The sequence below is a fragment of the Pseudomonas sp. Marseille-Q7302 genome (genome assembly GCF_965111925.1).
On the sequence record NZ_CBCOPK010000001.1, the window covers coordinates 3,616,580 to 3,633,273 of the forward strand.

General features: G+C 65.0%; 12 protein-coding genes. 4 read left to right on the plus strand and 8 right to left on the minus strand.

Translation table 11 applies throughout. The annotated features are described in order from the left end of the window. Positions 1–152 precede the first annotated feature (152 nt). The 3 genes from leuA (at position 153) to ACWPW1_RS16900 (ending at position 6,278) form a co-directional block, all read left to right on the plus strand. The gene (gene leuA / locus ACWPW1_RS16890) at positions 153–1,823 is read left to right on the plus strand and encodes a 2-isopropylmalate synthase (protein ID WP_271655679.1); all 1,671 of its coding nucleotides are present in this window, start codon (positions 153–155) and stop codon (positions 1,821–1,823) included. 142 nt (positions 1,824–1,965) lie between these two features. Next, a complete protein-coding gene (locus ACWPW1_RS16895; RefSeq protein ID WP_454253489.1) occupies positions 1,966–5,271 on the plus strand; it encodes an EAL domain-containing protein in 3,306 nt (1,101 codons plus the stop codon). A 53-nt stretch (positions 5,272–5,324) separates the two neighbouring features. After that, entirely contained in the window at positions 5,325–6,278 is a 954-nt protein-coding gene (locus ACWPW1_RS16900; RefSeq protein ID WP_454253490.1) for an aldo/keto reductase, read from the plus strand. Positions 6,279–6,633: 355 nt separating this feature from the next. On the opposite strand, the gene ACWPW1_RS16905 is transcribed toward ACWPW1_RS16900, so the two are convergent. Further along, on the minus strand, positions 6,634–7,095 hold the full coding sequence (locus tag ACWPW1_RS16905; RefSeq protein ID WP_059315821.1) for an Lrp/AsnC family transcriptional regulator: 462 nt from the start codon (positions 7,093–7,095) through the stop codon (positions 6,634–6,636). 131 nt (positions 7,096–7,226) lie between these two features. Here ACWPW1_RS16905 and ACWPW1_RS16910 point away from each other — a divergent pair, with 131 nt between their 5' ends. Continuing rightward, positions 7,227–8,375, plus strand: coding sequence for an aminotransferase class V-fold PLP-dependent enzyme (locus tag ACWPW1_RS16910; protein WP_454253491.1), 1,149 nt, complete (start codon positions 7,227–7,229; stop codon positions 8,373–8,375). Here the strand turns inward: ACWPW1_RS16910 and ACWPW1_RS16915 are convergent, their stop codons facing one another. The 7 genes from ACWPW1_RS16915 to ispG form a co-directional block, all read right to left on the minus strand. Beyond that, positions 8,376–9,167 (minus strand): amidohydrolase, encoded by a 792-nt coding sequence (locus ACWPW1_RS16915; RefSeq protein WP_454253492.1) that lies wholly within the window; start codon positions 9,165–9,167, stop codon positions 8,376–8,378. It lies immediately after the preceding gene. Further along, positions 9,155–10,303, minus strand: a complete 1,149-nt coding sequence (locus ACWPW1_RS16920) for a pyridoxal phosphate-dependent aminotransferase (RefSeq protein WP_454253493.1) — start codon at positions 10,301–10,303, stop codon at positions 9,155–9,157. Before ACWPW1_RS16920 ends, ACWPW1_RS16915 begins: the two co-directional genes overlap by 13 nt. Positions 10,304–10,877: 574 nt before the next feature. Next, entirely contained in the window at positions 10,878–12,365 is a 1,488-nt protein-coding gene (gene der / locus ACWPW1_RS16925) for a ribosome biogenesis GTPase Der (RefSeq protein ID WP_059315825.1), read from the minus strand. A gap of 78 nt (positions 12,366–12,443) precedes the next feature. Beyond that, on the minus strand, positions 12,444–13,586 hold the full coding sequence (gene bamB / locus ACWPW1_RS16930) for an outer membrane protein assembly factor BamB (protein ID WP_059315826.1): 1,143 nt from the start codon (positions 13,584–13,586) through the stop codon (positions 12,444–12,446). Then, positions 13,586–14,227 (minus strand): tetratricopeptide repeat protein, encoded by a 642-nt coding sequence (locus ACWPW1_RS16935; protein ID WP_454253494.1) that lies wholly within the window; start codon positions 14,225–14,227, stop codon positions 13,586–13,588. Before ACWPW1_RS16935 ends, bamB begins: the two co-directional genes overlap by 1 nt. Positions 14,228–14,238: 11 nt before the next feature. After that, positions 14,239–15,546 carry a histidine--tRNA ligase gene (gene hisS, locus ACWPW1_RS16940; RefSeq protein WP_323149148.1) on the minus strand — a complete coding sequence of 436 codons (1,308 nt, stop codon included), beginning with the start codon at positions 15,544–15,546 and terminating at the stop codon, positions 14,239–14,241. A 24-nt stretch (positions 15,547–15,570) separates the two neighbouring features. Then, entirely contained in the window at positions 15,571–16,683 is a 1,113-nt protein-coding gene (gene ispG / locus ACWPW1_RS16945) for a flavodoxin-dependent (E)-4-hydroxy-3-methylbut-2-enyl-diphosphate synthase (RefSeq protein ID WP_058759998.1), read from the minus strand. Positions 16,684–16,694 lie beyond the last annotated feature (11 nt).

The window sequence follows — 16,694 nt, forward strand, 5'->3', positions numbered from 1 at the left end:
ACCCCGGGCGGACTAACGTTAGCCCCATGCACAACGCCCATACCCTCATCCTCCTCCGGCAGCACCGCTGCCTGCGACTGGTCAGTCCACGACTGCGAAGCTCGACCGCGCTCGCTTCGTAAGTCCCGACCACGCCCAAGGAAAGAATCGCCATGACCATGCTCCAAGATCCCTCGCAGAAGTACCGTCCCTTCACGCCCATCGCCCTGCCCGACCGCACCTGGCCGGACAAGGTCATCGACAAGGCGCCGATCTGGCTGTCCACCGACCTGCGCGACGGCAACCAGTCGCTGATCGAGCCGATGGACGCCGAGAAGAAGATGGCCTTCTTCAAGTGCCTGATCGCCGTGGGCCTGAAGGAGATCGAGGTGGGTTTCCCCTCCGCCTCCCAGACCGACTTCGATTTCGTCCGTGAGCTGATCGAGGGTGGACACATCCCCGACGACGTCACCATCCAGGTACTGACCCAGGCCCGTGACGACCTCATCGAGCGTACCTTCGAGTCGCTCAAGGGGGCCAAGCGCGCCATCGTCCACTACTACAACGCCTGTGCACCGAGCTTCCGCCGCATCGTCTTCAACCAGGACCAGGCGGGCGTCAAGGCCATCGCCGTGGCCGCTGGCCAGACCATCGTGCGCCTGGCCGCCGAGCGCCCGGAAACCCAGTGGGGCTTCGAGTATTCCCCCGAGGTGTTCAGCTCCACCGAGACCGACTTCGCCGTCGAGGTGTGCAACGCGGTGATCGCGGTGTTTGCACCGACCCCGGCCAACAAGCTGATTCTCAACCTGCCGGCCACCATCGAGTGCGCCACGCCCAACAACTACGCCGACCAGATCGAGTGGTTCGGCCGCCACATCGACCGCCGCGACAGCGTGCTGATCAGCGTCCACACCCACAACGACCGCGGCACCGGCGTCGCCGCCTCGGAACTGGCGGTGATGGCCGGCGCCGATCGGGTCGAAGGCTGCCTGTTCGGCAACGGCGAACGCACCGGCAACGTCTGCCTGGTGACCCTGGCGCTCAACCTCTACACCCAGGGCGTCAACCCCGAGCTGGACTTCTCCGACATCGACGCCGTGCGCAAGACCGTCGAGGAGTGCAACCAGCTGCCGGTGCACCCGCGCCATCCCTATGTCGGCGATCTGGTCCACACCGCCTTCTCCGGCTCCCACCAGGACGCCATCCGCAAGGGCTTCGCCCAGCAGAAGCCGGATGCGCTCTGGGAGGTGCCCTACCTGCCCATCGACCCGGCCGACATCGGTCGCGACTACGAGGCGGTCATCCGCGTCAACAGCCAGTCGGGCAAGGGCGGCATCGCCTTCCTGCTGGAACAGGAATACGGCATCAGCCTGCCGCGCCGCATGCAGATCGAATTCAGCCAGGTGGTGCAGCGCGAGACCGATCGCCTGGGCCTGGAGATGACCGCGGCCCAGATCCATGGCCTGCTCGAACAGGAATACCTGCAGGCCAAGAGCCCCTATGCGCTGGTCAGCCACAAGCTGCGCGAGGAAGACGGCACCTCCACCGTCGACATCAAGGTCGCCGTCGACGGTCGTACCGAACACTGGCACGGCACCGCCAAGGGCCCGCTGGAAGCCCTGGTCGCCAGCCTGCCCCAGGCAGTGGAGATCATGGACTACCACGAGCACTCCATTGGCGCCGGCGCCAACGCCAAGGCCGCCTCCTACATCGAGGTCCGCCTGGAAGGCCAGCGTCCCCTGCATGGCATCGGTATCGACGAGAACATCACCACGGCCAGCTTCCGTGCCCTGCTCAGCGCCCTGAATCGCGCGGTTACCCAGGCGCAGGCCAAGGCGGCCTAATACTGACATTCGTCAAACTTAAGGGAATGCCCGTCGGCGTTCCCTTTTTTTATGGCGCCTCTGCATCGATACTGGCCGCTTCGAGGAATTTCCGCTCCCGCCGTGCAGCGCCACGCCGAAAGCGGTCCGTTACGGACGGTCGATGAACGTATCTTCGCTTCGGGTTCACCCCGCCCTGGGTAGCGCCTTGGCACTCTGCGGCGTGTTCCTGATCGCTTCTCTGCTGTGCATAACGCTTGCCCGTCAAGATGCCAGTTCGGTGCCCACCCTGTGGTTACCCAACGGTCTGGCCCTGGCATGGCTGCTGCGCCGTCAGCCGCGAGAGTGGCCGCTACTGTCCATTGCGGTGGTAGCCGCCGCCGTACTGGCGGATCTGCTGAGTGGTGGAACGACACTGCATGGCCTGGGGTACGGCCTGAGCAGCTTGGCCGAGATCCTGCTGGGCGCCATGCTGTTACAGCGGCAACGTCTGGCGTTCGATCGCAACATCGCCGCCATGGGCCGCCTGCTTATCCATGGCGTTCTCCTGCCGCCCCTCCTGGGCGCGGCCCTGGGCACCCTGGTCATGCATCTGACAGGGGAGAACGAGTGGCTGACCGTGGCCGTCCACTGGTACATCGGTGACGCGCTGGGCCTGCTAGTAGTACTACCATTGGCCTTTCTACAGTGGCCGCTGACTTTGACGGTCTTCACCCGGCACGGCCTCGGGGAGTTTGTCGCGCTCCTCGTGCTGAGTCCGTTGCTGGCCATCTGTATCCTGAGTTACCTGCCCTATCCCTTCGTCTATCTGGCAATGCTGCTGTTGATGCTGACCATGCGCCTCACGGTAGAGGGTACGGCGCTCATCGGTGGGCTCAACATCTTCCTGCTGGGCAATCTCATTGCCTACGACCATGTCATCGATCTGACGGGCGCATCCCTGGTTACCCAGGCGCTCACCTATATCCCGGTGGCGCTGATGCAGATCCCCCCGCTGCTGCTGGCGTCCGCGGTGCAACAGAGTCGCCATCAGCATCAACGACTGCTGCGCAATCAGGCACGCTATCGGCACGCCATGCAGACGGCGCCCTATGGGATGGCGCTGGTGTCCACCCAGGGCCTGTTATCGGACGTCAATCCGGCTCTGGAAAGCATGCTGGGTTACTCACGCCATGCCCTCGAAGGCCAGCCACTGGGCGACCTGCTGGCCGAGCCCCATGTCGAACCCGACCTTGGCGAGCACGAGCAGACGTTGCAACTCCGCCACCATGACGGCCACGCCCTATGGGTGATGATGGCCTGTTCGCCCGACCACGACGACCAGGATCTGCTGACGGGTTATCTGCTGCAGGTTCGTGATATCGATGCCGAGCGGCGCGCCGATGAGATCAATGCGCACCTGCGCGAGCGCTTGCAACTGGCGATTCGCGCCAGCAACGTCGGCATCTGGGAGTGGGACAGCCGCAGTCGTCAGTTCATCGCCGACACCAAGGTCCATCAGCTCTACGGATTGCCGCTGATCGATGGCTATCACGAACTGACGACCTGGATCGGGGCCTTGCATCCGGAGGATCGCGAGGCCTCCATGACCCTCTTCCGCGAGTCGATCCGTAACCTTTCCTCCTACGAGCACGAATTCCGCATCGTCCGTCCGGACGGTGTCGAGCGCCGGATCCTCTCCGAAGTGATCGCCATCGAAAGCAGCGAGGGCCACTGCCGCATGGTCGGCAGCAACCGCGACGTCACCGAGCACCACCGGTTGACCACGGCACTCTACGAAGAAAAGGAACGACTGCAGGTCACCCTCGCCTCCATCGCCGACGCCGTCCTGACCACCGACGTGGACGGTCGCGTCCTCTTTCTCAATCCGGTCGCCGAGCAGCTGACCGGCTGGTCGCTGGCGGACGCCCAGGGGCGGCCCCACGAAGAGGTGTTTCTCATCCACGACAGCCAGAGCGATGCGATCCTGCCCAGCCCGGTGGCCCGCTGCCTGCGCGACCAGACCATCACCTCGCTGGACGAAGGCGCCGTGCTGCTCAGCCGGCATGGTGAGCGACACGAGGTACAGGATTCCGCAGCGCCGGTGCGCACGGTGGATGGCCGCATCATTGGCGCGGTGCTGGTATTCCAGAACGTCACCCATGCGCGCAACCTGCAGCGTGAACTGAGCTACAACGCCTCCCACGACACCCTCACCGGCCTCTTCAACCGCCTGAAGTTCGAGCAGGAACTGGACGCCGCCTGGCAACAGGCCCAGGCCGGCACCACCCAGCACGCCCTGTGCTTCATCGACCTGGATCGCTTCAAGGTGGTCAACGACTCCGCTGGCCATGCCGCCGGCGACCTGCTGCTGCGCGAGCTGGGTACCCTGCTGCGCGACTCCCTGCGCGGCTCCGATGCCGTGGCGCGCATCGGCGGCGACGAATTCGCCCTCTTGCTGCGTGACTGCGATCTGGTGCAGGCCGAGGCCGTTGCTGAAAAGCTCATCGCCAGCATCGGCGCCGTGCGCTTCAACTGGCAGAACCGGGTCTACGACGTCGGCGCCAGCGCCGGCATCGTCGCCATCACCGCCGAGACCCGCAGCCCCGCCGAGCTGATGAGTCAGGCCGATGTGGCCTGCTACACCGCCAAGCACGCCGGGCGCAATCGCGCCGCGCTCTATCGGGCCGGCAGCGAAGATGTGGAACGCCAGCACCGCGAGATTCTCATGGCCAGCGGTCTGCGCGAGGCCCTGGAACAGCATCGCTTCGAACTGCACGCGCAGCCTATCGTCGCCACGCGCGACAGTGGCCGCGACGAGCAGCATGTCGAACTGCTGCTGCGCCTGCGCGACGTCCAGGGCCAGCTGATTTCCCCGGCCACCTTCATCCCGGCCGCAGAACGCTTCGGCCTGATGAGCAACATCGACCGCTGGGTGGTGCGCCAGGTATTGATCGAGCTGGTGCCCTGGCTGCAGGCGCGTCCCCAGCTGCACGTGGGCATCAATCTCTCGGGCAACAGCCTGAGCGACCCGGGCTTCCTGCCCGAACTGCTGGAGCTGATCGCCGCCTCGCCGCTGGATCCACAGCGCCTGCTGTTCGAGCTGACCGAGACAGCGGTCATCAACAAGCTGTCGGTGGCCTCCGCACTCATCAGCCAGGTACGCGAACGCGGCTGCCGCATCGCCCTGGACGACTTTGGCGCGGGGCTCAGTTCCTTCACCTACCTGAAGCACTTCCGGGTCGACTACGTGAAGATCGACGGCAGCTTCATCCGCAATCTCGATCAGGACCCCCTGGATCGCGCCATCGTCGAGTCCATCAACCAGGTCGCCCATCACCTGGGGGCCGAGACCATCGCCGAGTTCGTCGAATCCCGGGCCACCTTCGAGCTGCTCGGTACCATCGGCGTCGACTACGCCCAGGGCTATGCGCTCGGCAAACCCATCCCCCTGCTGGAGTGGTCAGGGCCGCCGCGTCTCGAACCTTGAGCCGCGGCCATCGGTCGTAACCTGCATGTCTTCCCTATCCAGATGAGGATCCCATGCAAAAACGTACCCTCGGCCACTCCGACCTGCAGGTCCCGCCCCTCTGCTTCGGTGGCAACGTCTTTGGCTGGACGCTGGACGAAGCCCAGTCCTTTCGTATGCTGGACGCGCTGCTCGACGCCGGCCTGGATTTCATCGACACCGCCGACGTCTATTCGCGCTGGGCGCCAGGCAACCGTGGCGGCGAGTCCGAGACCCTGCTCGGCAAGTGGTTCGCCCGGAGCGGCAAGCGCGATCAGGTGATCCTGGCCACCAAGCTGGGCATGGACATGGGCGAAGGTCGCAAGGGCCTCAAGGCGAGCTATGTGCAGGAAGCGGTGGAAGCCTCGCTCAAGCGCCTGCAGACCGATCGCATCGACCTCTACCAGGCGCATTGCGATGATCAGGACACGCCCCTGGAAGAGACCCTGGGGGCCTTCGCCCACCTGGTGGAACAGGGCAAGGTGCGGGTGATCGGCGCCTCCAACCATGGTGGCCAGCGCCTGCGCGAAGCGGCTCAGGTCGCCGAGCGCCTGGGCGTGCCGGCCTACCAGAGCCTGCAGCCGCACTACAATCTACACGCGCGCAAGGACTACGAGACCGATCTGGAACCGGTAGTCCAGGAGCTCGGCCTGGGCGTGATCAGCTACTTCTCCCTGGCCAGCGGCTTTCTTACCGGCAAGTACCGCACCAAGGATGATCTTCAGGGCGCGCGGGCAGAGATGGTCAAAGGCTATCTGGACGAACGCGGCATGGCCATTCTCGCCGGTCTCGACGAGATCGCCGAAAAGCACGACGCCACCCCGGCCCAGGTTGCATTGGCCTGGCTGATCGCCCGTCCGAGCATCACCGCCCCCATCGCCAGCGCCACCTCCCAGGCCCAGCTCGACGACCTGATCGCCGCCACTCGGCTACAGCTGCCCGCCGACGACATCACCTTGCTGGATCAGGTCAGCGCCTATCGCGAATGACGCGCCCAAGCCCCGCTGCAGACTCCTATCGCGGCCATGCCGGTACGCCATAACGGCCGCTCCTACTATTCAAGTTCCATGTAGGAGCGGCCCATGGCCGCGATGACTGCAACCGGAGATATGAAGTCAAGACGTCAGTTTTGACCTTGCGAGCTCACGGATAGGAGCGCCTGCTCGGATACCCCCCTCCACCAGGAGAGAGCCAGGGGTGAGAGCAATGCGTTTCAGCGCCCAGTGGAAAAGGCTACGCCGTTTTCCACGCTACGTATCAGCTAGAGGCTGCCGAAGCCAAATGCTCGCTTGGATAACCCCCTCTCCCTCCGGGAGAGGGCTGGGGTGAGGGCATCGCGATCCGCTACCGCACATAATCCAGCGGCAACGCCGTGCTGTACTTGATCTGCTCCATGGCGAAGCTGGAGCTGACGTCCAGCAGGCCGGGTACCTGAATCAGGCGCTTGTAGACACCGTCGTAGGCGGCGATGTCCGGCACCACGATGCGCATCAGGTAGTCGGTATCGCCGGCCATGCGATAGAGCTCCACCACCTCCGGAATGGCCGCCACCGCCGCATGGAAGCGCTGCAGCCAGTCCATGGCGTGCTGGTTGGTGCGCACCGAGACGAATACGGTCACCCCCACATTGAGCTGCCGTGGATCGAGCAGCGCCACCCGGGCACGGATAACGCCCTGCTCCTCCAGCTTCTGGATACGCCGCCAGCAGGCGGTGGTACCCAGGCCGATACGTTCGGCGATATCGGCCACTGGCCGGGTGCTGTCTTGCTGTAACACCTCAAGAATGGCGCGATCGAAGCGATCCATGGAATAGTTTTCTCTAAAGCGGTCTTCTCCTGAAATTATATTCGCACCTGACAACCAACGAGCAGCCAGAAAGCAAATTTCTTCGAGGCTCGTGGCGTTAGCCTAGACGCATTCAAACGACCGAGGCCGCCATGGACGCTTACCCCCTGTATTTCGATTACGCCGCCACCACCCCGGTCGACGAGACCGTCATCGAAGCCATGCTTGGCTGCATGGGTCGCCAAGGCGTCTTCGGCAACCCTGCCTCGCGTGGTCACGCCTTCGGTAGCGACGCCCAGCGCGCCGTGGACAATGCCCGCCAACAGGTAGCCGAACTGGTCGGCGCCCGGCCCGAGCAGCTGATCTGGACCTCCGGCGCCACCGAATCCAACAATCTAGCCCTGCTTGGCGTGGCCCGGCGTCGCGGGCGTGGGCATCTGATCAGCAGCTGCCTGGAACACCGGGCGGTCCTGGACACCGCGGCCCAGCTGGAAGCCGAAGGCTTCGCCGTCACCTACCTGGCGCCGGACGCGGCAGGTCTCATCAACCCCGATGCCGTCGCCGAGGCCTGGCGGGAGGACACCTGCCTGGTCTCGCTGATGCTGGTGAACAACGAGCTGGGCACTCTGACCGACATCGACGCCATAGGACGGATGGTCCGCGCTCGTGGCGCCCTCTTCCATGTGGACGCCGCCCAGGCCACCGGCAAGGTCGCCATCGATCTGGCCAGCCTGGAGGTCGATCTGATGTCCTTTTCCGCGCACAAGACCTACGGCCCCAAGGGCATCGGTGCCCTCTATGTCGGTCCGCGTGCCGAAGGCGCCTTGCAGGCGCAGATCCATGGGGGCGGCCATGAGCGCGGGTTGCGCTCAGGGACCCTGGCCACCCACCAGATCGTCGGCATGGGCACGGCCTTCGCCCTCGCCGGTCAGGCCATGGCGCGGGAGAACGAGCGTCTCGGCCAGTTGCGCGAGCGGTTCCTGGCCGGCGTCCAGACTTTGCCTGGCATGCAGCTGAACGGCTGCGCCCGGCAGCGCATCCCCCATACCCTCAACCTGACCTTCGCTACGCCGCTCGACACCGCGGCGCTGCAGCGTCAGCTGGCCTTCTCCACCACGTCGGCCTGCAGTTCGGCCAAGGCGGCGCCCTCCCATGTGCTGCTGGGTCTGGGCCTGAGTGCCGAGCAGGCCGCGCGCAGCTACAGGTTCAGCCTGGGCCGCTACACCAGCGAGGCGGACGTGGACCAGGCCGTCGCCCTGATCAACCGCTACGCCGCCCAGCCAGCGCCCTTCTGGGCCTGATCAGTCCAGGCGGAAGGCATCGGCGTCGCGCTGCGCCGGAAAGCGCTCGCGATAGCCGGCCAGGGCCGCGGCCGACAGGGTCGTATGGAAGATGCCGGCTACTGCGCCGGCTTCCACCAGGGGTTCACCCTGGAAGTCCAGCACCTGGCTGTCACCGGCATAGGGATGGCCATTGCCGTCACTGCCGATGCGATTCACCGCCGCGACATAGCAGAGATTCTCGATGGCCCGCGCTGGCAGCAGCCGATTCCAATGCCCACGCCGAGGCGCTGGCCAGTTGGCCACGTAGAGCAGCAGGTCGGTATCGTCCTGAGCGCGACTCCAGACCGGGAATCTCAGGTCGTAGCAGATCAGCGGCCGGATCCGCCACCCCTTGAGCGTCAGCACCAGGCGCTGCTCGCCAGGCGCGTAATGCTCGTGCTCACCGGCCATGCGAAAGAGATGACGCTTGTCGTAGTGCAGCAACTCGCCTTCGGGCGTCGCCCACAGCAGCCGGTTGCGATGCTGTCCATCTTCGTCCTGCACGATCACGCTGCCCGTCACCACGGCGCCGATACGCTGGGCCTGTTCGCGTAGCCAGACGGCGGTCGGCCCATCGGCGGGTTCGGCGAGGGCCGCGGACTCCATGGAAAAGCCGGTGGTGAACATCTCCGGCAGGATGACCAGATCGGTCTCTCCTACCCGTGCCAGCAGTTGCTCGAAGTGGGCACGGTTGGCGGCCGGATCGTGCCAGACCAGTTCAGTCTGCAGCAGCGCCAGGCGCAGGTCCTGGCCGGGGGTCAGATCGCGCATAGCCGCTCCGCTGCCTGCCGCAGGGTGTCTTCGCGCTTGGCGAAGCAGAAGCGCACCAGGCGCAGGTCCGCGGGCGGCCTCTGGTAGAACACCGACAGCGGAATGGCGGCGACGCCGTGCTCGCGGGTCAGCCATTCGGCCATGGCCACATCGTCCAGATCCGGGCGAATGGCGGAATAGTCGACCACCTGGAAATAGGTGCCGGCGGCGCGCTGGAAGCTGAAGCGCGAATGACCCAGCAGATCGCAGAAGAGATCCCGCTTGGCCTGGTAGAAGCTCGGCAGTTCGCTCAGGTGCTCGGGATGAGCGGCCATGAAGTCGGCCAGGGCACCCTGGATTGGCGTGACCCCACAGAAGCTCACGTACTGGTGGACCTTGCGCAACTCGGCCGACAACGCCGGCGGCGCCACCACATAGCCGGTCTTCCAGCCGGTGACGTGATAGGTCTTGCCGAACGAACTGACCACGAAGGCGCGGGCATAGAGCTCGTCATGGGCGATGACGCTGGCATGGCACTCGCCGTCATAGACCAGATGCTCGTAGACCTCATCGCTGACCAGATAGAGATCACGACCGCGAATCAGGTCGGCCAGGCGGTTCAGTTCCGCCGCGCTGACCAAGGCCCCGCTGGGATTGTGCGGGGTATTGAGCACGATGGCGCGGGTGCGGGGGCCCAGGGCCGCCTCCAGCGCCGCCCAATCGATGCCGAAGCCTGGCAGCGCCAGGGGCACGTGCACACAGCGCCCACCCGCCAGCTGCACCGAAGGCTCGTAGCTGTCATAGCAGGGATCGAAGACGATGACCTCGTCACCTGGCCGCACCAGCGTCTGCAAGGCGCAGAACAGCCCCTGGGTGGCCCCCGGCACGATGGTGACCTCGGCGTCGGCATCCACCTCACGGCCATAGAAGTGGGCGACCTTGGCGGCCACCTGCTGGCGTAGCGCCGGCAACCCGGTCATGGGTGCGTACTGGTTGTGCCCGGCCGCCACATGGCGACCGACCGCGGCCATCAGTTCGGCGGGTCCGTCGAAGTCGGGAAAGCCCTGGGACAGATTCAGCGCACCGGTCTGGGCGGCGAGCTGGGACATGCGGGTAAAGATGGTGACGGCGAGGTCGGGAAGCTTGCTCTGGATCATCGCGCGGGCACGGGTCTGGTTGAAAAGACCAGCAGCCTGCGATTTTTTCCCGGCGAGGGCAAGAGAGGCAGCTTGGAAAGGGAGCGGTTCGGTTCGCGCGCCCAGCTAGACGCTCGACCCAACGCTCATCGCGGCCATGGGCCGCTCCTACAGAAGCTCGAATCCTGTAGGAGCGGCCCATGGCCGCGATCAACAGAACCTGGGGTTCCTTGGAAGCCGGACCGCCATGCCCTCGATAAGGTTGATCACGTAGCGTGGAAAACGGCGCAGCCTTTTCCACGAGTGAAGCCGCGGGGACGTCCTCACCCCAACCCTCGCCCCCAGGCAGAGGGGGTAGCTCAGTGCATCCGGTCGCATCAGCGCACCGCCATAGCTGTGATGAGGATGTCCACCAAGATGGGTCAGGTAAAGGCCCTCATCCATACATCCCCTGGCCCTCTCCCTCTGCGAGAGGGCCAGGGTGAGGGTAACTGCACAGCCCTTTCCACTGGAGCATCCACTACGGGAATGCTGACAGAGCGCCCAACGAAAAAGGGGGCTATCAAGCCCCCTTCCTTTCGCAGCGTCCTACGGTCTAGCGCCGCTTGTCCTTGCGCTTCTTCTCGGCCTTCTTGTGGTGGCTCATCAACCGGCGCTTCTTGTTGACCTGGCGCTCGGTGAGGGTGTTCTTCTTGCCCTCGAAGGGGTTCTCGCCACCGCGGTACTCGATACGGATCGGCGTACCCACCAGCTTGAGCACCCGGCGATAGGTCTTCTCCAGATAGCGGGTATAGGACTTGGGTACCGCATCGGTCTGGTTGCCGTGGATGACGATCAGCGGCGGGTTGGCACCACCCAGGTGGGCGTAGCGCAGCTTGATACGCCGGCCACTGACCATCGGCGGCTGGTGCTCCTGCACCGCATCCTCGAGGATCTGGGTCAGGCGGCTGGTGGGCCAGCGGGTGGTGGCCGAGGCGAAAGATTGCTGCACGGACTTGTACAGGTGCCCCACACCGGTGCCATGCAGTGCCGAGATGAAGTGGATGTCGGCGAAGTCGACGAACAGCAGGCGGCGCTCCAGTTCGGTCTTGACGTAGTCGCGCTCGCCGGACTCCATGCCGTCCCACTTGTTCAGGGCGATCACCAGCGCGCGGCCGGTCTCCAGCACGAAGCCGAGCAGGTTGAGGTCGTGCTCGACCACCCCCTCGCGGGCGTCCATGACGAAGATCACTACGTTGGCGTCCTGGATCGCCTGCAGCGTCTTGACCACCGAGAACTTCTCGACCGCCTCGAAGACCTTGCCGCGGCGGCGCACGCCAGCGGTGTCGATCAGGGTGTAGCGTTCTTCGTTGCGCTCGAAGGGGATGTAGATACTGTCGCGGGTGGTGCCGGCCTGGTCATAGACGATCACCCGCTCTTCGCCGAGCATGCGGTTGACCAGGGTCGACTTGCCCACGTTGGGACGGCCGATGACGGCAATCTTGATGCCGGTGGTCTCGTCGATGCCCTGGACGCGGCGGAAGACGTCACCGCCCTCTTCCGCGGCGGCACGGACCTGCTCCTCGGAGAGCTCCTCGACTTCGACCTCGTCCTTGGGAAAGACACCCAGGGCGGCTTCCAGCAGGTTGTTCACGCCACGGCCATGGGCCGCTGCGATGGGATAGGCATCGCCGATGGCCAGGGGGCTGAATTCCGCCCGGGCGATATCCGGGTCGACGGTGTCGACCTTGTTGGCCACCAGGAAGGTGCGCTTGTTTCGCTTGCGCAGGTGCTCGGCGATCATCTGATCGGCGACGGTCATCCCTTCGCGGGAGTCCACCAGGAACAGCACCGCATCGGATTCTTCGATGGCTTGCAGCGATTGCTCGGCCATTTTCAGGTCGATGCCTTCCTCGTCACCGGAGATGCCGCCAGTGTCGACCACGATGTAGGTACGCCCCTGCCACTTGGCTTCGCCGTACTTGCGATCACGGGTCAGGCCGGCAAAGTCGGCGACGATGGCATCGCGAGTCTTGGTCAGGCGGTTGAAAAGCGTGGATTTGCCGACGTTCGGCCGCCCCACCAGGGCAATTACGGGAACCATGCGGCTCTCCCAGAGCAGAAAACACGATGGCCGCTACCGAACTTCACGGTAGCGGCCATCGGTTGAGGATAATAATTTCTAGCGCAGACGATAGGCGACGAGTTTACCGCCATTGCCGTAAACGTAGAGCATGTCGCCGACGACCAGTGGCCGTACCCGGACGCCGTCACCATCGACCTTGGTCCGACCAACGAAACGACCATCGACCTGGCTCAGCAGATGGATGTAGCCGGCATAGTCGCCCACCACCACATTGCTCGACCAGACCACCGGACCGGTGAGCTGGCGACGGGCCAGATCGGCGTTGGTCCAGAGGGCGGAGGTCGAGGATTCCTCGACGGCTTCGACGGTGCCGTTGTCCAGGCTCAGGTAGACGTTGCCGAAGCCTTCGGCCACGCCGTCGTAGCTGGAGGCATCGCGCTGCCAGAGGATCTGGCCATTGGCCGGATTGAGCGCGGCCACGCGACCGTTGTAGCTGACCACATAGAGGGTATCGCCCGACAGCGACAGGCCACCGTCGACGTCAACGATCCGCTCCAGTTCGGAACGGCCCTTGGGCACGGCGATCTGCTGTTCCCACAGCGGCAGGCCGCGCTGCACGTCCAGGGCGACGACTTTTCCGCTGGCGAAACCGGCCATGACCACCTGATTCGCGATCAGGGGGGCACCGGTGCCACGCAGACTCAGCACCGGCTGGGTGTCTTCGTAGATCCAGCGACGAGTACCACTGCCCAGCTCAAAGGCCTGCAGCTTGTCGTCCTGGGACTGCACCACCACCACGTCGTCGTTGACGACCGGCGCCGATAACACTTCGCTGGACGCCTGGGCACGCCACTTCTCGTCGCCACTGCTGGCGTCGAGGGCGATCACCTGGCCCCGCAGGGTGCCGACCAGCACCAGACCGGAGCCCACGCCGACACCGCCGGACACAGGCAGGTCCAGATCCTTCTTCCACAACACCTGGCCGGTCTCGCGATTCATCGCCATGACCCGGCCATCGGCATCGGCGGCAAAGATGGTTTGGCCGTCGACGGCAGGGACCAGGCGGTTGTATTCCTTGCCCTGGCCGTCGCCCACCGAGCGACTCCAGACTTCATCCAGGCGGACTTCTGCCTTGATGTCCTTGAGCTCGGCGGGGGGCAGTTCCTTTTTACCGGTGCTGCTGCACCCGACGACCGCAAGGGCGAGACCCAGTACCGCGATAGGCTTCCAGCGCAACATCAGGCGTCTCCTTTGGCGAGATCATCGAGTTTCATCTGCAGCACGCCTTCGGCTGCATCGTTGGGCAGCGCGGCGCGGGCTTTTTCATAGGCGGCACGCGCTTCGGCGGGCTTCTTCAGCGCCGCCAGGAGATCACCGCGCAATTCTTCGCGATTGGCGACATAGGCCTTGGGCGCCTCGCCATCCAGCAGCTTGAGACCCTCTTCGGCCTTGCCCTGGGCAGCCAGCACCCGAGCCAGGCGCTGGCGCGCCAGCTCGCCGAGTTCGGCGTCATGGGGCTTGTCCACCACGGCCTTGAGCTCGGCGGCCGCGTCGTCCAGGCGATTGTTCTCCACCGCCACCTTGGCGACGAAGAGACTACCGTACTGGGCGTAGGCAGTACCGGAATAATCCTGCTTGAGCTTGCCGTAGGTGTCCGTCACCCGGGCGGTGTCGACCTTGCCACCGGGAGCCAGCGCGGCTTCCACCAGTTGCTGATAGAGCACCGAAGCGCCTTGCGCCTGGCTGTTCTGGTAACGCTGCCAGCCCTGCCAGCCGAGCACCGCCACCAGGGCGATCACACCACCCGCCACCAGCGGCTTGCCGTTACGCTGCCACCAGGCCTTGGCGACCACCAAATTGTCGTCGTCGATGGAACTCAAATCCGTTCTCCTCAATTCCCGCGACCGGAACCGGCCGGGGGCAAAATCTCGTCCAGGCGGGCGGCCAGGGCCGCGAAATCGACCTTTTCCTGGGGCGCATCGCCACGCAGCGGCTTGAGTGCCACCTGTTGCGCGGCCAGTTCGTCTTCACCCAGGATCATGGCCCAGAGCGCGCCGCTCTTGTCGGCCTTCTTGAACTGGCTCTTGAAGCTGCCGGCCCCGGCATTGACCAGCAGACGCAGGTCCGGACGGGCATCGCGCAACTGTTCTGCCAACTTCAGGCCGGCCAGCTCGGCTGCCTCGCCAAAGGCGCACAGGTAGAGATCGGCGGGTCGCTGCAGATCGCCAGGCAGGCATTCCAGGGTTTCCAGCAGCAGCACCAGGCGCTCGACCCCCATGGCGAAGCCGACACCCGGGGTGGGCTTGCCGCCGAACTGGGTGATCAGGCCGTCGTAGCGGCCACCGGCACAGACGGTGCCCTGGGCGCCCAGCTTGTCGGTGACCCACTCGAAGACGGTACGGCCGTAGTAGTCCAGGCCACGCACCAGCTTGGGGTTGATCTGGTAGCGGATGCCGGCGGCGTCCAGACGGGCCTTGAGGCCGTCGAAGTGCGCGCGGGACTCGTCGTCCAGGTAGTCGGCCAGGGTCGGGGCGTCCTGCAGCAGCGCCTGGGTCTGGGCGTTCTTGCTGTCGAGGATGCGCAACGGATTGGTGGTCAGGCGGCGCTGGCTGTCTTCGTCGAGCTGCTCGAAGCGTTCCTGCAGATAGGCCACCAGGGCTTCGCGATAGCGGGCGCGATCGGCGCTGGAACCCAGGCTGTTGAGCTGCAGGGTCACGGCGTCGGTCAGGCCCAGGCGTTGCCAGAGGCGCGCGGTGAGCACGATCAGTTCGGCATCGATGTCCGGACCGGGCAGGTTGAACACCTCCACGCCGATCTGGTGGAACTGACGATAGCGACCCTTTTGCGGCTTCTCATAGCGGAACATGGGCCCGGCGTACCAGAGCTTCTGCACCTGGCCACCACCGGTCATGCCGTGTTCGAGCACGGCCCGCACGCAACCCGCGGTGCCTTCCGGACGCAGGGTCAGGGACTCCTCGTTGCGGTCGAGGAAGGTGTACATCTCCTTGTCCACCACGTCGGTGCCCTCGCCAATGCCACGGGCGAAGAGTTCGGTGAACTCCATGATGGGCAGACGGATCTCGTGGTAGCCATAGCCGTCGAGCAGCGTCGCGAAGGTACGTTCCAGGTAACGCCAGGCCGGAGTCTGCTCCGGCAGGATATCGTTCATGCCACGGATGGCTTGCAGGGACTTGCTCACGAAAGGGCCTTATTCCTTGATCTTTCAGCTGCGCGCGATGAGCGCGGCATCCGCTTCGGCCTTTTCGGCCGCCTTGCGGCGGATGAGCCCTTCCAGCTCGTCCACCAGATTGTCGTTGTTCAGCTTGGACGCCGGCTTGCCATCGATGTACACCAGGTTGTTCGGCGTACCTCCGGTCAGGCCGACATGGGCTTCCTTGGCTTCGCCGGGACCGTTGACCACGCAGCCGATCACCGCGACGTCCAGGGGCACCAGCAGGTCTTCCAGGCGCCCTTCCAGCTCGTTCATGGTCTTGACCACATCGAAGTTCTGCCGCGAGCAGCTCGGGCAGGCGATGAAGTTGATGCCACGCGAGCGCAGGCGCAGGGACTTGAGGATGTCGAAACCGACCTTGATCTCCTCGACCGGATCGGCCGCCAGGGAGATGCGGATGGTGTCGCCGATGCCTTCGGCCAGCAGCATGCCCAACCCCACGGCGGACTTCACCGTGCCCGAGCGCAGGCCGCCGGCTTCGGTGATGCCCAGGTGCAGTGGCTGCTCGATACGGGTGGCCAGCTGGCGGTAGGCCGCCACGGCCATGAAGACGTCACTGGCCTTCACGCTGACCTTGAAGTCGGGATAGTCCAGCTTCTCCAGATGGTCGACGTGGCGCATGGCCGATTCCACCAGGGCTTCCGGAGTGGGCTCGCCATACTTTTTCTGCAGATCCTTTTCCAGCGAACCGGCATTGACGCCGATGCGGATCGGGATACCGCGCTCGCGGGCCGCATCGACCACCGCCTTGACCCGGTCTTCGCGACCGATGTTGCCGGGGTTGATGCGCAGGCAATCCACACCCAGCTCGGCCACGCGCAGGGCGATCTTGTAGTCGAAGTGGATGTCGGCCACCAGCGGCAGGCTGACCCGCTGCTTGATGCGACCAAAGGCTTCGGCGGCGTCCATGTCAGGGACGGAGACACGTACGATGTCGGCACCGGCGTCCTGCAGACGCTGGATCTGGGCCACGGTGGCGTCGACGTCGCAGGTTTCGGTGTTGGTCATGCTCTGCACGGCGATGGGAGCATCGCCGCCGACCGGCACCGAGCCGACCCAGATCTTGCGGGACAGCCGACGTTTGATGGGCGATTCGCTATGCATGCTGGTTTCCC

Excerpts from the sequence above, each read along its gene's own strand:
- leuA (WP_271655679.1), top strand. The coding sequence starts at position 153 with ATGACCATGCTCCAAGATCCCTCGCAGAAGTACCGTCCCTTCACGCCC.
- ACWPW1_RS16895 (WP_454253489.1), top strand. The coding sequence starts at position 1,966 with ATGAACGTATCTTCGCTTCGGGTTCACCCCGCCCTGGGTAGCGCCTTG.
- ACWPW1_RS16900 (WP_454253490.1), top strand. The coding sequence starts at position 5,325 with ATGCAAAAACGTACCCTCGGCCACTCCGACCTGCAGGTCCCGCCCCTC.
- ACWPW1_RS16905 (WP_059315821.1), bottom strand. The coding sequence starts at position 7,095 with ATGGATCGCTTCGATCGCGCCATTCTTGAGGTGTTACAGCAAGACAGC.
- ACWPW1_RS16910 (WP_454253491.1), top strand. The coding sequence starts at position 7,227 with ATGGACGCTTACCCCCTGTATTTCGATTACGCCGCCACCACCCCGGTC.
- ACWPW1_RS16915 (WP_454253492.1), bottom strand. The coding sequence starts at position 9,167 with ATGCGCGATCTGACCCCCGGCCAGGACCTGCGCCTGGCGCTGCTGCAG.
- ACWPW1_RS16920 (WP_454253493.1), bottom strand. The coding sequence starts at position 10,303 with ATGATCCAGAGCAAGCTTCCCGACCTCGCCGTCACCATCTTTACCCGC.
- der (WP_059315825.1), bottom strand. The coding sequence starts at position 12,365 with ATGGTTCCCGTAATTGCCCTGGTGGGGCGGCCGAACGTCGGCAAATCC.
- bamB (WP_059315826.1), bottom strand. The coding sequence starts at position 13,586 with ATGTTGCGCTGGAAGCCTATCGCGGTACTGGGTCTCGCCCTTGCGGTC.
- ispG (WP_058759998.1), bottom strand. The coding sequence starts at position 16,683 with ATGCATAGCGAATCGCCCATCAAACGTCGGCTGTCCCGCAAGATCTGG.